At 38.0% G+C, this 16947-nt stretch carries 16 protein-coding genes; 8 read left to right on the top strand and 8 right to left on the bottom strand.

Annotation, left to right across the window (positions count from 1 at the left end):
• Nucleotides 1-32: 32 nt before the first annotated feature.
• Nucleotides 33-1007 carry a TPM domain-containing protein gene (locus U859_RS0112335; protein ID WP_025143677.1) on the bottom strand — a complete coding sequence of 325 codons (975 nt, stop codon included), beginning with the start codon at nucleotides 1005-1007 and terminating at the stop codon, nucleotides 33-35.
• 367 nt (nucleotides 1008-1374) lie between these two features.
• Here U859_RS0112335 and lat point away from each other — a divergent pair, with 367 nt between their 5' ends.
• Both lat and U859_RS0112325 read left to right on the top strand, forming a co-directional pair.
• On the top strand, nucleotides 1375-2706 hold the full coding sequence (lat, locus tag U859_RS0112330) for an L-lysine 6-transaminase (protein WP_025143676.1): 1332 nt from the start codon (nucleotides 1375-1377) through the stop codon (nucleotides 2704-2706).
• 2 nt (nucleotides 2707-2708) lie between these two features.
• Nucleotides 2709-3110, top strand: a complete 402-nt coding sequence (locus U859_RS0112325; RefSeq protein WP_025143675.1) for a hypothetical protein — start codon at nucleotides 2709-2711, stop codon at nucleotides 3108-3110.
• A gap of 650 nt (nucleotides 3111-3760) precedes the next feature.
• Here the strand turns inward: U859_RS0112325 and U859_RS0112320 are convergent.
• Nucleotides 3761-5125: an acyl-CoA dehydrogenase family protein gene (locus U859_RS0112320; RefSeq protein ID WP_025143674.1), complete on the bottom strand. Its 1365-nt coding sequence runs from the start codon at nucleotides 5123-5125 to the stop codon at nucleotides 3761-3763.
• A 136-nt stretch (nucleotides 5126-5261) separates the two neighbouring features.
• On the opposite strand from U859_RS0112320, the gene U859_RS31080 reads away from it, so the two are divergent.
• Nucleotides 5262-5636: a YtxH domain-containing protein gene (locus tag U859_RS31080; protein ID WP_025143673.1), complete on the top strand. Its 375-nt coding sequence runs from the start codon at nucleotides 5262-5264 to the stop codon at nucleotides 5634-5636.
• Nucleotides 5637-5750: 114 nt separating this feature from the next.
• Here the strand turns inward: U859_RS31080 and bshB1 are convergent, their stop codons facing one another.
• From bshB1 to U859_RS0112300, 3 genes are read right to left on the bottom strand one after another with little or no spacing between them, the layout of a single operon-like run.
• A complete protein-coding gene (gene bshB1 / locus U859_RS0112310) occupies nucleotides 5751-6467 on the bottom strand; it encodes a bacillithiol biosynthesis deacetylase BshB1 (RefSeq protein ID WP_025143672.1) in 717 nt (238 codons plus the stop codon).
• Between the two features lie 7 nt (nucleotides 6468-6474).
• Nucleotides 6475-6987 carry a glutathione peroxidase gene (locus U859_RS0112305; RefSeq protein WP_029985702.1) on the bottom strand — a complete coding sequence of 171 codons (513 nt, stop codon included), beginning with the start codon at nucleotides 6985-6987 and terminating at the stop codon, nucleotides 6475-6477.
• A 6-nt stretch (nucleotides 6988-6993) separates the two neighbouring features.
• Complete coding sequence (locus U859_RS0112300) at nucleotides 6994-7608, bottom strand: DUF4294 domain-containing protein (RefSeq protein WP_025143670.1); 615 nt, start codon at nucleotides 7606-7608, stop codon at nucleotides 6994-6996.
• A 109-nt stretch (nucleotides 7609-7717) separates the two neighbouring features.
• On the opposite strand from U859_RS0112300, the gene U859_RS0112295 reads away from it, so the two are divergent.
• The 5 genes from U859_RS0112295 to U859_RS0112275 all read left to right on the top strand — a co-directional run bounded on the left by U859_RS0112295 (nucleotide 7718) and on the right by U859_RS0112275 (nucleotide 14203).
• Nucleotides 7718-9925: a RelA/SpoT family protein gene (locus U859_RS0112295; RefSeq protein WP_025143669.1), complete on the top strand. Its 2208-nt coding sequence runs from the start codon at nucleotides 7718-7720 to the stop codon at nucleotides 9923-9925.
• Nucleotides 9926-10105: 180 nt separating this feature from the next.
• Nucleotides 10106-10603, top strand: a complete 498-nt coding sequence (locus U859_RS0112290; protein WP_025143668.1) for a Fur family transcriptional regulator — start codon at nucleotides 10106-10108, stop codon at nucleotides 10601-10603.
• Between the two features lie 38 nt (nucleotides 10604-10641).
• The gene (locus U859_RS0112285; RefSeq protein ID WP_025143667.1) at nucleotides 10642-11922 is read left to right on the top strand and encodes an adenylosuccinate synthase; all 1281 of its coding nucleotides are present in this window, start codon (nucleotides 10642-10644) and stop codon (nucleotides 11920-11922) included.
• Between the two features lie 442 nt (nucleotides 11923-12364).
• Nucleotides 12365-12592, top strand: a complete 228-nt coding sequence (locus U859_RS0112280) for a hypothetical protein (protein ID WP_025143666.1) — start codon at nucleotides 12365-12367, stop codon at nucleotides 12590-12592.
• Nucleotides 12593-12946: 354 nt separating this feature from the next.
• Complete coding sequence (locus U859_RS0112275) at nucleotides 12947-14203, top strand: anthranilate synthase component I family protein (RefSeq protein WP_025143665.1); 1257 nt, start codon at nucleotides 12947-12949, stop codon at nucleotides 14201-14203.
• A 268-nt stretch (nucleotides 14204-14471) separates the two neighbouring features.
• On the opposite strand, the gene U859_RS0112270 is transcribed toward U859_RS0112275, so the two are convergent.
• The 3 genes from U859_RS0112270 to nadC form a co-directional block, all read right to left on the bottom strand.
• Nucleotides 14472-15278, bottom strand: a complete 807-nt coding sequence (locus U859_RS0112270) for a M48 family metallopeptidase (RefSeq protein ID WP_025143664.1) — start codon at nucleotides 15276-15278, stop codon at nucleotides 14472-14474.
• Nucleotides 15279-15374: 96 nt separating this feature from the next.
• On the bottom strand, nucleotides 15375-16022 hold the full coding sequence (plsY, locus tag U859_RS0112265; protein ID WP_025143663.1) for a glycerol-3-phosphate 1-O-acyltransferase PlsY: 648 nt from the start codon (nucleotides 16020-16022) through the stop codon (nucleotides 15375-15377).
• A 49-nt stretch (nucleotides 16023-16071) separates the two neighbouring features.
• Nucleotides 16072-16914, bottom strand: a complete 843-nt coding sequence (gene nadC / locus U859_RS0112260; RefSeq protein ID WP_025143662.1) for a carboxylating nicotinate-nucleotide diphosphorylase — start codon at nucleotides 16912-16914, stop codon at nucleotides 16072-16074.
• Nucleotides 16915-16947 lie beyond the last annotated feature (33 nt).

Genomic DNA, 16947 nt, shown 5'->3' with positions numbered 1-16947 from the left:
TCTTTGTATGAATGTAAACTATTTTTGTTGTTTTACCAATCTGATGAGGCTCCACCACCTGAAAACCCACCGCTGGAAGATGAACTGCCGCCACTAGAAGATGAACTGCCACCGCTGGACGATGAGCTGCCACCTCCAGAACTGCCCCTGGACGATCCCCAATTTCCAAAACCGCTTGTACTGCCTGTACTTTGGGAATCTTCATCTTGCCAGCGATGATTATCTTGATTCACATGATATTGTTGTTGATTATTATTTCTACGCCTGCCTAATAATTCATTAAAGATAAAACCAGTTGCCGCACCTGAAGCAAATGATCCTAAACTACTTCTACCACTATTGTTATAGCCACCTCCGTAACCGTTATATCTTCTTGCTCCAGACCTGAAAGCCATAAAAAAGGAGAAAAGTACGACTCCTACAAGCACTCCTAAAATAACTTTAACAGAAGGGCTTGAATCATCTGTTTTTTGAGCTGGTGCTTTAACATTCTTTTCATTAACAGCCGCTAGCGGTTGAACTGCCTGCGCTTTACCATAACCGGCACTATCGAGTTTAAAAGCAATAGTTGATACCAATGCCGCTATGCCCTTTCCATAATGCTTTAAGCGGAAATGTGCTTTGGTTTTTGTTAATACATCCTGGCTGTTTTCGGTAGTAAAAATAGACTCAATGTTACGGGCTACTTCAAGCCTTTGCTTACGCTGATTTACAGCAGCTACGTAAACTAAACCGTCCTCTTTATTGCCAACTTTCCATCTGCGCGCAATAAGCAACGAATACTCTTCAATATCATATTCCTTTGGAATCTTATTTACAATCACAATAGCAAGCTGTACACCCGAACTTTTTTCAATCAGATTGATAGAATCGTTTAAATTTTTAATTTGCGATTTCGACAGCACCTTTGCAAAATCATTTACATAAGTATCTTTTATAGGTTGCGGTATTTGCGAAAATGTAGTAAGTGTTACAAAAAGTAGCAGGAGCGTTAAAGTATATTTCATGATTTAAATTATACAGCCAAATTAATAATTATTTTTTTCATAAAACTAAATATTGAAAGGCAGGTCAAAAATTCATTTCGATTTATTAAAAAATACAAATCCAAAAACAAATAAAAATCTGAGTTGAAACCGGTAAAATAAGCAAGAATATTTCTAAATAGAATCCGGAATAAGTGTATTGAAAAGCGCTCCGATTAGTGTTTTTAGCAAAAAAGTTTTCCACATCTGTGAAGTCCGAAACCCGATTTTGTCTATAATCATACTTTAAACAGTTTAAACCTATTTTTTGTGTATTTCTTACAAAAAGTGCTTAAATTTTGATTCCAGGCACATTTTACTAAATTTGAAATATACCAAATCCAAGTTTATGTATCAATTAACAGTACCAGCAGATCGCGTTAACGAATCGTTAAGAAAGCACATTTTGGCCGATGGTTTCGACCTGACTTATGATATGGAAAAGAGTCATGGTGCCTACATTTACGATTCGAAATATAATAGAACTTTGCTCGATTTTTTTACCTGTTTCGCATCCGTTCCTTTGGGTTATAATCATCCTAAAATGATTAACGATGAAGGGTTTAAGAAAAGTCTGTTTCAGGCTGCTTTGGCCAACCCTTCAAATTCGGATGTTTATACCCAGCAATATGCACAGTTTGTTGAAACATTTTCTAAAGTTGGGATTCCCGATTACCTGCCACATGCTTTTTTTATTGCAGGTGGTGGCTTGGCGGTAGAAAATGCAATTAAGGTAGCCATGGACTGGAAGGTTCAAAAAAACTTTGCCAAAGGATATACGGAAGAAAAAGGTTTTAAGGTTTTACACTTCGAAAGGGCTTTTCATGGTCGTACCGGCTATACTTTAAGTTTAACCAACACCCTGCCCGATAAAACCAAATGGTTCGCCAAATTCGATTGGCCGAGGGTTTCCGTCCCAGAAGTTAAATTCCCACTTTCGGGTAATCATTTAAACCATGCCATCGCAACTGAAGAAGCTTCGCTGGCGCAGATCAAAAAAGCTTTTGCTGAAAATAAAGATGAAATCTGTGCCATCATTATAGAACCGATACAATCTGAAGGTGGCGATAACCACTTACGGGAGGAGTTTTTAATTCAGCTTAAAACATTGGCAGATGAAAATGAAGCATTTTTAATTTACGATGAAGTACAAACCGGCGTAGGTTTAACCGGCAAATTCTGGTGCCACCAGCATTTTAGCGAGAAAGCCCGACCTGATATCATCGCTTTTGGTAAAAAAATGCAGGTTTGCGGTATCCTGGTTGGAAATAAAGTTGATGAAATTGAAACCAATGTATTTAAAGTGCCCAGCCGCATCAATTCTACCTGGGGAGGTAATTTGGTAGATATGGTACGCTCTACGCAGATTTTACAGATTATAGAAGAAGACCAGCTGTGTGAAAATGCGACGAAAGTAGGTACTTATTTAAGAGATAACTTAGAAAAATTATCACATCAATTCGATAAAATGAATAATGTACGCGGAAGAGGCTTATTATGTTCTTTCGATTTCCCAACAAAAGAAATGCGGAATGCTTTTATCAGCAAAGGATTGGAAAACAATGTGATGTTTTTGGGTTGTGGCGAGAAAACCATACGTTTCCGTCCGGCGCTTTGCATTGAACAAAAGCATATTGACGAAGGCTTGACGGTTATGGAAAAAATATTGCCTTTATTGTAGGTATGAAGAAAAAATCTCTTTCCTACATCATCGTCGCAGCTGTCTTGATTTTAACTTTCCTTATCGTGAGAGATACTTTTAACCAGCCTGGGGTTGAAGATATGAAAGCCGGTTTCACAGAAATAGTGAAATACAGAAACGCAAATAATACTGGCCCAGTGCAACGGATTTATGTAGTAACGGTTAAAGATTCGGTGTGGAAAGAAATGGAAGATTATGGTAATTTAATGCCGCATACTAAATACGGGAATACGAAAGTTTACTTCTTTATGCAAAATGGAAATGTTCCAAATACATTACAGCCAGGAGAAGTAAACTTTGATCCAACTTTTAACAAAGCCTGTATTGCCCTATATGAAAAAAGTGCGATGAGCCAGGTAGCGTTTAATAAACATCCGTATTAAACAGAAGATAAAATTAGGAAATTTAGTCACCTAAAAGCCTTATTTATTTGGAAATGAAGGGTTCTGAGCATTTGGCATTTTCAGTCCCGCTTTACGCTTTATCCCGAAGAAAAAATCGGGATGTTCGCTGCAATCGGGTTTATAAACAAAGTTTAGCCCTACTATCCTCGTTCTGTGCCCTTACAAGATAAAACACCCATAATTCCAATATAATAATTAGCCTGATAAAAAACTTGATGGCTTGTGGAGACACAGGCCATGGCATTGGGACTAGGTTAAATTAACAATTAATCCTCGGTCTGTGTCCTCACAGAACGAAACACACAAAATATATGCTCCCAGTCCAGGCAACAGGTCCTTCTTCAATAAACCTGACAACAGCGAAAATCCTTTTTGCTTGCAGCAACCTTTAATATACTGTTATGCTGAGGCACTTCCTGTCCCGATTTCGGGAAAGCATCTGCAAGCTATAAAACAGAGGCTCTTCACTTCAAGCACTTCAAAACCCGCAAAAAGATTGCAGCGAATGGCAGGACTACAGCACCGATGAAATACTGACTTTCATTTCCAAACCCGAAAAATCCTGCAATTTATCATACTATATAAGTCTTCGACTACGCTCAGACTGACAAGCAACTAACGAAGTGCTCCTAAACAAAAGCAGAAAACCCCGTAATGGCCCTACCTACAATCAGCGTATTAATTTCTTTCGTACCCTCATACGAATAAATCGCCTCAGCGTCGGCTACGAAACGGGCTACATTATATTCTAATAAAATACCGTTTCCACCCATTACTTCACGGGCTTTACTCACCACATCGCGTGTTCTTAACGAACAGAATACCTTTGCTAACGAAGCATGCTCATCTTTCAATAAGCCCTGATCCTGTAATTGAGACAGCCGAAAACACAATGTTTGCATAGCTGTTAAGTTTGACAACATCTCTACCAGATGGTTTTGAATTAATTGAAAAGAGGCAATGGGTTTACCAAATTGCTTTCTGTTGCGCGTATATTCCAATGCATTTTCATACGCCCCACGGGCACAACCCACAGCCTGCCAGGCCACTCCTGCCCTGGTCATTTGCAATACCTTGGCAGTATCTTTAAATGAATTTGCATTTTGCAGACGATCGGATTCTTCAACCTCACAATTGGTTAAAGTAATAATTCCATTCTGTACAATGCGCAAGGCCATTTTATCCTGCATTTTTTCTACCGCAAAACCCGGATTATCTTTCTTTACAATAAAACCTTTAACATCACCGCTTTCTTCATCGCGGGCCCAAATAATTAAGATGTCAGCAAAAGTCGCATTACCGATCCATTTTTTCTGTCCGTTCAACACCCATTTACCATCAACTTTTTTACAGGTGGTGGTTAAGCCTCCCGCCGCCGCAGAACCTACTTCAGGCTCTGTTAAACCAAATGCCCCGATAATTTTAAATTGCTGCATCAGTGGCAACCATTGCTGTTTCTGCTCTTCCGATCCGCATAAATAAATCGATCCCATGGCTAAACCGCTCTGCACACCAAAAAAGGTAGAAATTGAGGTATCAATCCGCGCCATTTCCATCGCTAAGATACCTTCCATCAAGTTAGATTTACCCGGACAGCCATAACCTTTATAGGTTAAACCACAGATATTAAGTTCGGCCAATTTTGGAATGATTTCGAAAGGGAATTCTGCCTTGTTCCAGTAATGGTTCACAATCGGTTTTACTTCTTTTTCTAAAAAAGCACGAACTTTTAACTGAAGTTCACGGTCTTCATCTTTTAAGGCTTCATCGCCCAGATGATAAAAATCACCTTCAATTGGGGGCAATTCTTTCTTTTTGCCCGATCCACCACCCATCATTTTCATCATCCCCTGGATCTGTTTATCATCCAGGCTCGAGATGGTTTCGACCATTTTCGGCAAATCGACTTTTTTCGATAAAGCTTCTAATTTATCGAAATCTACATGTTTAAAAAGATTGTAAGCGTTTTTGAGAGATGAGAATATATTCGCCATTATTATTCGTTTTGAGAATAACAAATAAAGGGTGTTTTTGTTGTTTTGTGCTAAAATTTTTGACATTAGCAAGGCACCCGCAAAAATTTAAAACTATATCTGATTTAGGTTGTTAGTTTGAAAAATTTAATTAGCTATGAGCATAGAAAATCAAAATCAGGACCAGGAACAAAGTTTCTTCGATAAAGCAAAAAATAAACTTAACGAATTAAAAGACAAGGCAGAAGATGCCTGGGAAGATGTTAAGGACAAGGCAGAGGATACATGGGAAAATGTAAAAGACAAAGCCGAAGAGTTAAAAGATAAGGCAGACGATAAATACGATGAGCTAAAAACAAAAGGCGCATTTGCTGCCGGCGAAGCCAAGGGAAATGCAGAAGCTACAGGCGAAAACCTGAAAGATAAAGCCAGCGATTTGGCAGATAAAGCTGCAGATAAAGTTGATGACCTTAAAACACAAGCTGCGTTCAAAGCTGGTGAAATAAAGGGCAATTTTGATGCTAATAAATAATCATTCGCTTTTTAAGCAAAAAAGGCAAACCATATAGGATTGCCTTTTTTTATTTTCTACAGTTACGAAAAAATTTATTGATTAAAACGAGAGAAATGTCGGCTATATAAACGGCTACCTCAAATCAAATAAATTATCAACACCCAACAATTTCCTCGAAGTAAAGCCTTCGCCAAATGTGGCGCCAATGCTTTTTCCAAATTCTCTGGCTCGACCGATCATGCTTTCAAAAAATTCGGGAGATGAAATATAAGTTTGTAATCCTTCCACATCAGGATTGTAGAACTGTGTTTTAAAAGCTTTAATGGATTCTATTTTCTTATCGATATGCTCAGTGATATCTACAATAATATCGGGCTTCAAGTACCGGTCCTGAATATATTGCAATAATAATCTCGGACGGTGCGCTTCCTGTTTAACACCATCTACCGATGTTTCGATTTTTGGCAAACCCGATAAAAATACCGAATCGTAAACCAGGTCACCAGCCCTGCCATGATCAGGGTGACGGTCTTCCAATGCGTTGCTTAAAATAATTTCAGGCTGGTATTTCCTGATCACTTTAATTACCTCCAAACGGTGAAACTCATCATTCTGAAAAAAACCATCGCGCATACCCAGATTTTCGCGGGCATGTAAGCCCAAAATTTTTGCAGAATCTGCCGCTTCTCCATCTCTGGTTTCGGCAGTACCGCGTGTACCCAGTTCACCACGGGTTAAATCTACAATTCCAACTTTTTTACCGAGGGCAATATGTTTTAAAATAGTACCTGAACAGCAAAGCTCTGCATCATCAGGGTGCACGGCTATAACTAAAATATCTAACTTCATGATGTAATTATTGGGCATTTTGATTCAGCAACTGCTGAATTTTCTTTTTAATTTTCGAACTTAATGGTTTGGTGAATGGTAAAAAATAATCGACCAGTTCGCCATTTTTGTTCACAATATATTTATGAAAGTTCCAACGGGGTTTCGAACTTAATTTTGAATTTTGTTTCTTATCGCTCAAAAACTGATAAAGTGGATGGGCATGTGCGCCACGCACCATAATCTTATCAAAAACAGGGAATTTTACGCCATGGTTAATTTCACAAAAAGAAGCAATATCGGAGCCATTTAAAGGTTCCTGTTTTCCAAAATCGTTGGTTGGAAAACCTAAAATTTCAAAATCTGGACTGTTAATTTCGTCTTTAAGCTGCTGCAGTTCTTTTAACTGAGGGGTAAAACCACATTCGGAGGCTGTATTTACAATTAAAACAACTTTGTTGCGGTAGGCTGATAACGGCTGCTCTTCGCCATTAATTTTCTTAACCTTGAATGAATAAATATTCGGAATGCGTTCCTGCATTATATGTTATTGATAAAATCCAGAGGTTTGGATAATCGATTCAATATCCCTATCCTCGTTAGGATCGTAAGTGCTTTTTAAATTATGTCCAACCACACGGGCAACAATCTGATAAGAAAATGCAGCAAAACCACCTTTGGTCTGCTTTACAATTTCATAAGTTGTTCTGCCCACTTCGCGGTCGATCAGTTTCGTTAAAATCTGACCTTGAGTAATCGTTAAATCCTTTATTTCGCGGTTAAACATGTCTTTAATTTCTTTATCACATTGTTTAACCAGTTGCTTCTGTTCTTTTTTCTCTTGTGTTTTAGCTAAATCCTGCTCCAATTGCTCATATCTGCGTTTTGCAAACATCGCATATGGCATTACTTTTAATACATTATACCGTAAACGGTTATATGCCGCTTGTTCTGCCGGCGATTTCCAGATCCTGGCTGCATAAATGCTTACTTCATTAAGCTGCATCCATGGAATCATTACGCCATTATCGTTTGTTGAGGCCACTCTTATGGTATCGCTTTTACCCAATTTTGGGAATACAGGAGCACCAGTATCCTGAGCCTGTAGCGAAAAGCTACAAATCATTACAATACAAAGAAAAAAGAGCCCTTTAAATTTCATAAATTTATACTTTTACAAAGTTAGGTGTTATTTCATATATTAGTTGTTTCACAAAACTAATATAAGTTTTATTCAGAAATAAGACGCAATTTTTACGCAAAAAATACAAATGAAAACAGAGTTAGTGATTGATTTAGAGGCGGAAAAGCAGGAAATTCTAAAAAGATATAGGGCATTATTACGGGCAAGTAAATCTACCTTGCAAAAGGGAGATAAAAAAGAAATCAGGAAAGCTTTCGATATGGCACTCGAAAGCCATAAAGATATGCGCCGTAAATCTGGCGAACCCTATATTTATCATCCTATTGCTGTAGCGCAGATTGCTGCTGAAGAAATCGGCCTGGGAACAACCTCCATTGTATGCGCCCTGCTGCATGATGTGGTGGAAGATACCGACATCACTTTAGAAGATATTGAACGCGAATTTGGCAAAAAAACCGCTAAAATTATAGATGGCTTAACCAAAATTTCGGGTGTTTTTGATACCAATAGCTCTCTACAGGCAGAAAACTTCCGTAAAATGCTACTTACCCTCGCTGATGATGTAAGGGTAATCCTGATCAAACTCGCCGATCGTTTGCACAATATGCGTACGATGGATTTTATGCCGCGCCACAAACAGCTTAAAATTGCGTCAGAAACCATTTATTTATATGCACCATTAGCCCATCGTTTGGGATTATATGCGATAAAATCGGAGCTGGAAGATCTTTCCATGAAATATCTTGATCCGGACACCTATAAGTTTATCGCTAAAAAATTAAATGAAAAAAAAGCAGAACGGGCGCTTTTCATAAAAAAATTCGTCGAACCGATTGATGAAATTGTCCACGAGCAAGGTTTGGTAGCCGATGTTTACGGCAGACCAAAATCGATCCATTCGATCTGGAATAAAATGAAAAAGAAAAATATTCCTTTCGAAGAGGTTTATGATCTTTTTGCCATCAGGATTATTTTGGATTCGGCTCCCGAAAATGAAAAAGCTGATTGCTGGAAAGCCTATTCCATTGTAACCGATTTATACCGCCCCAATCCAGACCGTTTACGCGACTGGGTTTCTTCTCCAAAAGGAAATGGTTACGAAAGTTTGCACACTACGGTAATGGGTCCACGCGGTCAATGGGTTGAGGTGCAAATCCGTACCCAGCGCATGAACGAAATTGCAGAGAAAGGTTTCGCGGCACACTGGAAATATAAAGAATCGAGCAATGATAATGGTCTGGATCAATGGATCCAGAAAGTACGTGAAATGTTGAGTAATCCTGAAGCCAATGCTTTGGATTTCCTTGACGATTTTAAAATGAACCTTTTCTCTGATGAGATTTTCATCTTCACACCAAAAGGAGCTTTAATCCAGTTGCCTTTAGGTGCCACGGCTTTGGATTTTGCTTTCGAGATTCATACTGATGTTGGTGCAACCTGTATAGGGGCCAAAGTAAACCACAAACTGGTTCCTATTTCTTATAAATTGCAGAATGGCGATCAGGTAGAGATTATTACCTCGAGCAAACAGACCCCAAAAGAAGATTGGCTGAATGTAGTGGTTACCGCAAAGGCGAAATCAAAAATTAAATCATCTTTAAAAGAAGAAAAACGAAAAATTGCCGAAAATGGCAAGGAAATTTTAGAAAGGAAACTAAAATCGTTAAAAATCACTTACAATACCGATAATATTCAAAAACTTAGTTATTTCTTTAAACTCCCATCAACACAAGAGCTTTTTGTTAATGTAGCCCTCGGGAAAATCGAGCTGAAAGATATTAGAGAGTATCTAACGAGCGAAAAAGAAGTAGAAAACCGTGGACCAGAACGCCCTGAAAACCTGACGGTTGACATGGTTAAATCTAAAATGAAGGGCTCTGAAAACGACATTTTATTGATTGGAGAAGATTTACAAAAAATAGATTATAATCTAGCGGCTTGTTGTAATCCAATTCCTGGCGATGATGTTTTTGGTTTTGTTACGGTAAGTGAGGGCATTAAAATCCATAGAACGAATTGTCCAAATGCTGCCCAATTAATGTCAAACTATGGATACCGGATTGTTAAAGCAAAATGGAACAAACAGCAGGAATTAACCTTTTTAACCGGCCTGCGCATTGTAGGTATAGATGATGTTGGTTTAATCAATAACATCACGAGGGTAATTTCAACAGATTTTAAGGTGAATATGCGTTCCATCACTGTTGATACCAATGAAGGCATATTTGATGGTTCGATTATGATTTTTGTAAACGACACCGAACACCTGGAAAACCTGATTAAAAATTTATTAAAAGTTAGGGGAGTTACCGGGGTAACGAGGTTTGATGCATAAGAGAGTCCGAAAGTCGGTACTCCGGAGCCGGAAGTCAAGATTTCGAGTCTAAGTCACAAGCTATTTGCAAATTGAACTTCGGACCTCCGATTGCTGACTTTCCGACTTTGACAACATTTCAACAATCTAACGCTCGAACAATCAAACAATTTACCTACCTTTGAATGGAGTTTAAATACTATGTCTGAACAAAAAACAAATGAGCTCGTTCGCAAGATTTTTGAAGCTTATTTAGAAAACAAAAATCTACGTAAAACACCAGAGCGTTTCGCTATATTGGAAGAAATATATTCAAGAAACGACCACTTTGATGTAGAAACCCTTTATATCCACATGAAAAACCAAAAGTACCGCGTAAGTCGTGCTACGGTTTATAACACTTTGGAATTACTGGTTTCATGCGATTTAGTTACCAAGCACCAGTTTGGTAAAAACATGGCACAATTCGAAAAATCTTACGGTTACCGCCAGCACGATCACGTGATCTGTATTGAATGTGGTAAAGTAGTAGAGTTCTGCGATCCCCGAATCCACCAGATCCAAACCATGGTTGGTGATCTTTTAAAATTTGATGTGAAACACCATTCGTTAAACCTGTATGGCTTCTGCTCCGATTGCAGTATGGCTAGAAAAGTAAACGAGAGTGCAGCAACAGCTGCAAAAATTGAAGCAAATTAAATCAAAATTCAAATAAAACCAGCTTAATTTATTAAATAATGACGCAAGTAGATGTACTTCTCGGCCTGCAATGGGGCGATGAAGGAAAGGGAAAAATCGTTGATGTACTAAGTCCAAAATATGACCTTATTGCCCGTTTTCAGGGTGGCCCAAATGCCGGACATACTTTAGAGTTCGATGGCAAAAAATTCGTTTTAAATACTATCCCTTCAGGAATTTTTAATGAAAAAACCATGAACCTGATCGGTAATGGTGTAGTAATCGACCCTATTATCCTAAAAAGAGAGTTAGATAATTTAAAAAAAGCTGGTCATGATCCTGTTGCCGATGGCAAATTGGTGATTGCCCGTAAAGCACACTTAATTTTACCAACCCACCAATTACTGGATGCTGCTAACGAAGCACGCATGGGTAAAAATAAAATTGGATCAACTTTAAAAGGTATTGGTCCAACTTATATGGATAAAACTGGCCGTAACGGTTTACGCGTTGGTGATACCACTCTACCAGACTTCAAAGAGCGTTATGCTAAACTGGTAGAAAAACATACTGAAATCCTTTCTCACTATGAAGGTTTCGAGTACGAACTGGCTGAAAAAGAAGCTTCATTCTTTGAAGCAATTGAATTCTTAAAAACCATTCCTCATGTAGATAGTGAACATTATGTGAACGGTTTCTTGAAAGAAGGAAAAGCTGTTTTAGCAGAAGGTGCACAAGGAACTTTACTGGACGTAGATTTTGGTTCATATCCTTTTGTAACTTCGAGTAACACTACAACCGCTGGTGCTTGTACTGGTTTAGGTATTGCACCTAATAAAGTTGGTGCAGTTTATGGCATTTTCAAAGCTTATTGCACACGTGTTGGTGGTGGTCCATTTCCTACTGAATTAGATAATGAAGTTGGCGAGAACTTACGTGCTTTAGGTCACGAGTTTGGCGCAACCACAGGCCGTGCCCGTCGTTGTGGCTGGATCGATCTTCCTGCTTTAAAATATGCCATCATGTTAAACGGTGTAACCGAATTAATTATGATGAAAGCCGATGTTCTAGATACTTTCGATACCATTTATGCCTGTACACATTATGAATATAATGGCGAAACGATCGATTATATGCCTTACGACATTATTTCAATCGAACCAAAACCAGTATTAAAAGCTATTGACGGTTGGGCTACTGATGTAACCAAAATTACTTCTGTAGATGAAATCCCTGCAAAATTGATGGAATACATTGCATTCTTAGAAAAAGAACTGGAAGTTCCAATCAAATTCCTTTCTGTAGGACCAGATAGGGCACAAACTTTAGAGTTACGTTAAAAATTAGTATCGTCATCCTGACTGCAGCGCAGCGAAATGGAGAGATCTATAATAAAAAAGCAATCCATAACGGGTTGCTTTTTTGTTTCTTAGTTACTTATCATAAAAAAAATCGTCATCTCGACCGTAGCAAAGCGAAGTGGAATGACCTATTACAGATTTTTCGGCGCGCTATCATTAACGAATTAATAAGGCGATCGTCATTCCCGCGCAGGCGGGAATCTTAATGTAACAGGATTTAGAAGTCTTTAATCTTGCGCTACGTCACCTCATGGTCTTGGTTTGTAACGAGGATGCCAGAGATTCACATTTGCAATTTGAGAAGATGAATTAAGCGACAAAAATTACTTTTCTCAATAGTCTACTTTACTAAAGAAAACAATAATACAAACACTTGTTTCCCATCTTCAATTTAGTTATTTTTGAGTATAAACAATTTATTATGGCAACTATCTTAGAAAGTGAAATGCTTAATTACTTTACCCAGCTAGACGATGCCGAAAAGACTTCTGTTGTGAGAATGCTCAAAGCATTTATAAATGGAAAAAAGGAAAATTCAAATGTTACTATAGAAGAGTATAATAATGAACTTTTAGCTGGTGAAAATGAGTTTAAAAGTGGTAAATATATCTCTCATGACGAATTATTAAATGAGATTAAAAGTTGGTAACCAAATATCTTGAAATTGTATGGACTAAATCAGCCAAAAGCCAATTTTCTTCCGTGCCTTTGAAAAACATCATTTTCGGGTATCTTATCGAAACGAAAATCAGATAATAAGAATACTAAGGATCAGGCATACCAAAATGAATCCTAAAAAACATTGATTCCACTCTATTATTTTATAATCGTCTTCGTTTGTAACCAGGATGCCAGAGATTCACATTTGCAATGTGAGAAGATGAATTAGCGATAAAATCACTTTTCTAACTAATCCTCTTTACAAACGAGGACTATATACTCTTCCAAAAGATAAAAATTAATTTCTTACAATTATCATCTCTATTTTTACCTTTGCGGCAACTTGAAAACCCCGCAAAACATATCCGATTTCAAACAAAAAGCATTACACTGGGCCAACCAGTTCGAAGTTTGCTGTTTCTTTGATTCAAATGAATACAAAGATGCCTATTCGGCCTACGATTTTATTATTGCTGCAGATGTAACGCATGAATTAAAATGTAATACAGAAAGTGCTTTTGATGAATTAAAAAGCTTTTATGCTTTGCATAAACAATGGATTTTCGGCTTTTTCAGCTACGATTTAAAAAACGAAATAGAAGATCTTCAATCTAATAATGCTGACGGTTTAAACTTCCCGGATTTATACTTTTTTGTTCCAAAATATTTAATTGCTTTTAAAGATGGGCAAGCTGAAGTATTACTCGGTAAGGAATCAGTTTTAAAAGAAATTGAATTCTTTCAACTGCAAAAACAGGAACAATCGGGATCTTTACAGATTTCACAAAGATTATCAAAAGATCAATACATAGACAAAGTAGAAGCACTAAGAGCTCATATTTTAAGGGGCGATATCTATGAAGTTAATTTCTGCCAGGAGTTTTTTGCTGAAAATGCGGAGATAGATCCGGTCCAAACTTTCGAACTGCTCAATACCGTTTCCCCTACCCCATTTGCGGGTTATTTTAAAGTACATAATCAATATATCTTATCCGCAACACCAGAAAGGTTTCTATGTAAACGGGGTTCAAAACTTATTTCTCAACCGATAAAAGGCACAGCCAGAAGAAGTTTAGATGTTATAGAAGATGAAGCCATAAAATCGCAACTGAGGAACGACATTAAAGAGCAGGCAGAAAATGTAATGATTGTTGATTTGGTGCGCCACGACCTCACTAAATCTGCAATTAAAGGTTCAGTTAAGGTTGATGAGCTATTTGGCATTTACAGCTTCCCTCAGGTACACCAAATGATTTCTACGATTAGCTGTGAGCTAAATCCTGAGATCCATTTCATTGATGCCATAAAAAATGCCTTCCCAATGGGCTCTATGACAGGTGCACCAAAGGTTAAAGCCATGAAATTGATCGAAGAACACGAAGTGACCAAAAGAGGTATTTATTCAGGCTCTTTCGGTTGCATTAGCCCTGATGGAAATTTCGATTTTAACGTGGTTATCCGGAGCATTTTATATAACGCTGAATCAAAATATCTATCTTTTCAGGTTGGAGGAGCGATTACTTATCAAAGTGATGCGGCTTTAGAATATGAAGAGTGTTTATTGAAAGCCAGTGCCATTTTGAAAGTTTTAGGCGGATAGTTCATTCGCCATTTGTTCATTAGTCATTAGTTCAATTATCCTAAGCGATCCGTCAGCCTGAATTTATTTCAGGATCTTCTTGCCTATCCTAGTTGTAGCGTCTCGCTACGACTTAAACCACTACTCATAATTTATTATTCAAATAAAAAGGTCTTAGCGAGACGCTAAGACCAGGACGAGTTCCTTAAATGAACATCCTAAAAATAAAAAAGGTGGAATTTTCTGCGTTGTGCAAAACCTTCCACCTTTCCACCTTCAGTCTTCTCCCTTATTTCTTATAATACTGTTGTGCTTCAGGTAAATATTTTTGAATCTGCGCAATACGTGTAGCATCACTTGGGTGAGTGCTTAAAAATTCGGCTGGTTTTTGTGCTCCGGCAGAAGCAGCTGACATTCTATTCCAGAAAGCGGTGGCACTTTGTGGATTATATCCAGCCATCGCCATAAAAATCAAACCCAAACGATCGGCTTCCAACTCCTGGTTACGGCTGAATTTCAACATCGCCACTGGTGTACCCACACCATATAATGTATTAAAAATAGATTGTGTTTTAGGATTTTTAGATAAAGCAACTCCTGCTGCTGCACCAACACCCTGTGCAACCATTTCCTGAGACATACGCTCTGCCGAGTGACCAGCAATAGCATGTGCAATCTCGTGGCCCATTACAGTTGCTAAACCAGCATCATCCTGTGTTACCGGCAAAATACCTGTGTAAACAACAATCTTACCTCCCGGCATACACCAGGCATTTTTTTCACTATTCTGCACCACATTAACTTCCCACTGGTAATCGGCGATCAAATTACCGTAGTTATTGCTGTTCATATATGATTTTACCGCAGTAATTAACCTGCTTCCAATGGTTTTTACCTTTAATGCCTGTGCATTTGATGCGGGTAAAACAGTAGATTTATTTTCTGTTAAGAAAGTGCTGTAAGCTTGAAATGCCATTGGCAAAACCTGATCGTTACTAACTAAATCAAATCGACTACGACCTGTTAGAGGAACGGTAGAACATGAGTTAAATAATAAAATACCAGCAACACTTGCTGTTAAAAATAACTTTTTCATAAATGCGATTTTAAATGATTAGTAGTACGTATAAGCAAAACCGAAGATTAAACAGTGAGCCAATAAATAAGTTTTAATGAAATGTGTTTTGTTTAATTAATTAGTTTTCTTCCTAAACAAGTACACTTTGGATTCTTTGCCTTTCAGCAATCTTTCGAGGTTTTTTTGGTGAGTTACCAGGATTAAAATACAAACTACCATGCCATAAAGCACTTCAGATTTGATCGATACCTGAAACAAAAAGACTACACTGAGCGGAAATGTAAAGCCTGCACAGATAGAACTTAATGAAACATATTTGGTTAATAACAATACCACCACGAAAACCAGAACGCAAAGCATAGATGCTTCGAAGTTAACTGCTAAAACCATTCCAAAAAGTGTAGCCACTCCTTTTCCCCCTCTAAAACCTGCAAAAACAGGAAATAAATGTCCCATTACCGCGGTTACACCAAGGGCAAGCTGATAGTTAACAAAAACAACTGAATTTTGTGGTCCGGTTACCGACATGCCGATTAAATAGGCCAGATTGGTTGCGGTATAACCCTTTGCAATATCGATGATCATAACGGCAATTCCGGCCTTTTTACCCAATACCCTAAAAGTATTGGTTGCGCCAGCATTGCCACTTCCGTATTCCCTTACATCAACCCCATAAAAGGCCTGACCAAGCCATACAGCTGTTGGTATAGATCCAAAAAGGTAAGCAATTAATAGCGCGCTGAGAGAATAAACCGTAACCATAGCCTACAATGATACAAAAAATAAGCTTTTAATTTTATAGCAAATCACTTTAGTATGCTTTTAAACTCATATCCAGGCTTTTCACAGAATGTGTAAGCGCACCCATTGAGATAAAATCTACACCGCAGGCAGCATATTCTACAACATTCTCTTCGGTTATTCCTCCGGAAGCTTCTGTAATAAATTTACCGTCGATTAATGCAACTGCAGCCTTGAGATTTTCAAAGCTAAAGTTATCAAGCATAATTCGGTCTACACCACCGATGGCCAAAACCTGCTTCAGTTCTTCTAAATTCCGGACTTCAATTTCAATCTGCAGGTTTTTATTCTGATCGGCAAGGTATTTTTGAGCAGCTGTAATGGCGTTTGAAATACCTCCGGCATAATCAACATGATTATCCTTAATCAGGATCATATCATATAAACCAATCCGATGGTTTACACCTCCACCGATTTTCACGGCCCATTTTTCTAAATAACGAAGTCCGGGTGTGGTTTTACGGGTATCTAAAATTTTGGTATTAGTAGATTCTAGCAGAGAAACAATGCGATGGGTTTTGGTAGCAATGCCACTCATGCGTTGCATGCAATTTAAAACCAAACGCTCTGCAATTAAAATAGAATGTGTACTTCCAGAAACGGTTAAAGCGATATCGCCAACTTTTACTGCTGCACCATCCTTCAATAATATATCAACCTTTAGATTAGCATCAACTTCATTAAAAATCTCAATAGCCAATTCAATTCCGGCTAAAATACCGTCTTCTTTGATAATCAGCTTTGCTTTTCCCTGAGTGCCGGAAGGAATGGTTGAAAGTGAAGTATGATCGCCATCACCAACATCTTCGGTAAGGGCATTTTTTATGAATTGATGTATAAGTTGAATATCCAAAACGTAGGCTTTATGCCGCAAAAATAAGAATTA

The sequence above is a fragment of the Pedobacter jeongneungensis genome (assembly GCF_000633455.1).
Lineage (GTDB): Bacteria > Bacteroidota > Bacteroidia > Sphingobacteriales > Sphingobacteriaceae > Pedobacter > Pedobacter jeongneungensis_A.
This window is presented reverse-complemented; position numbering and strand designations above follow the sequence as displayed.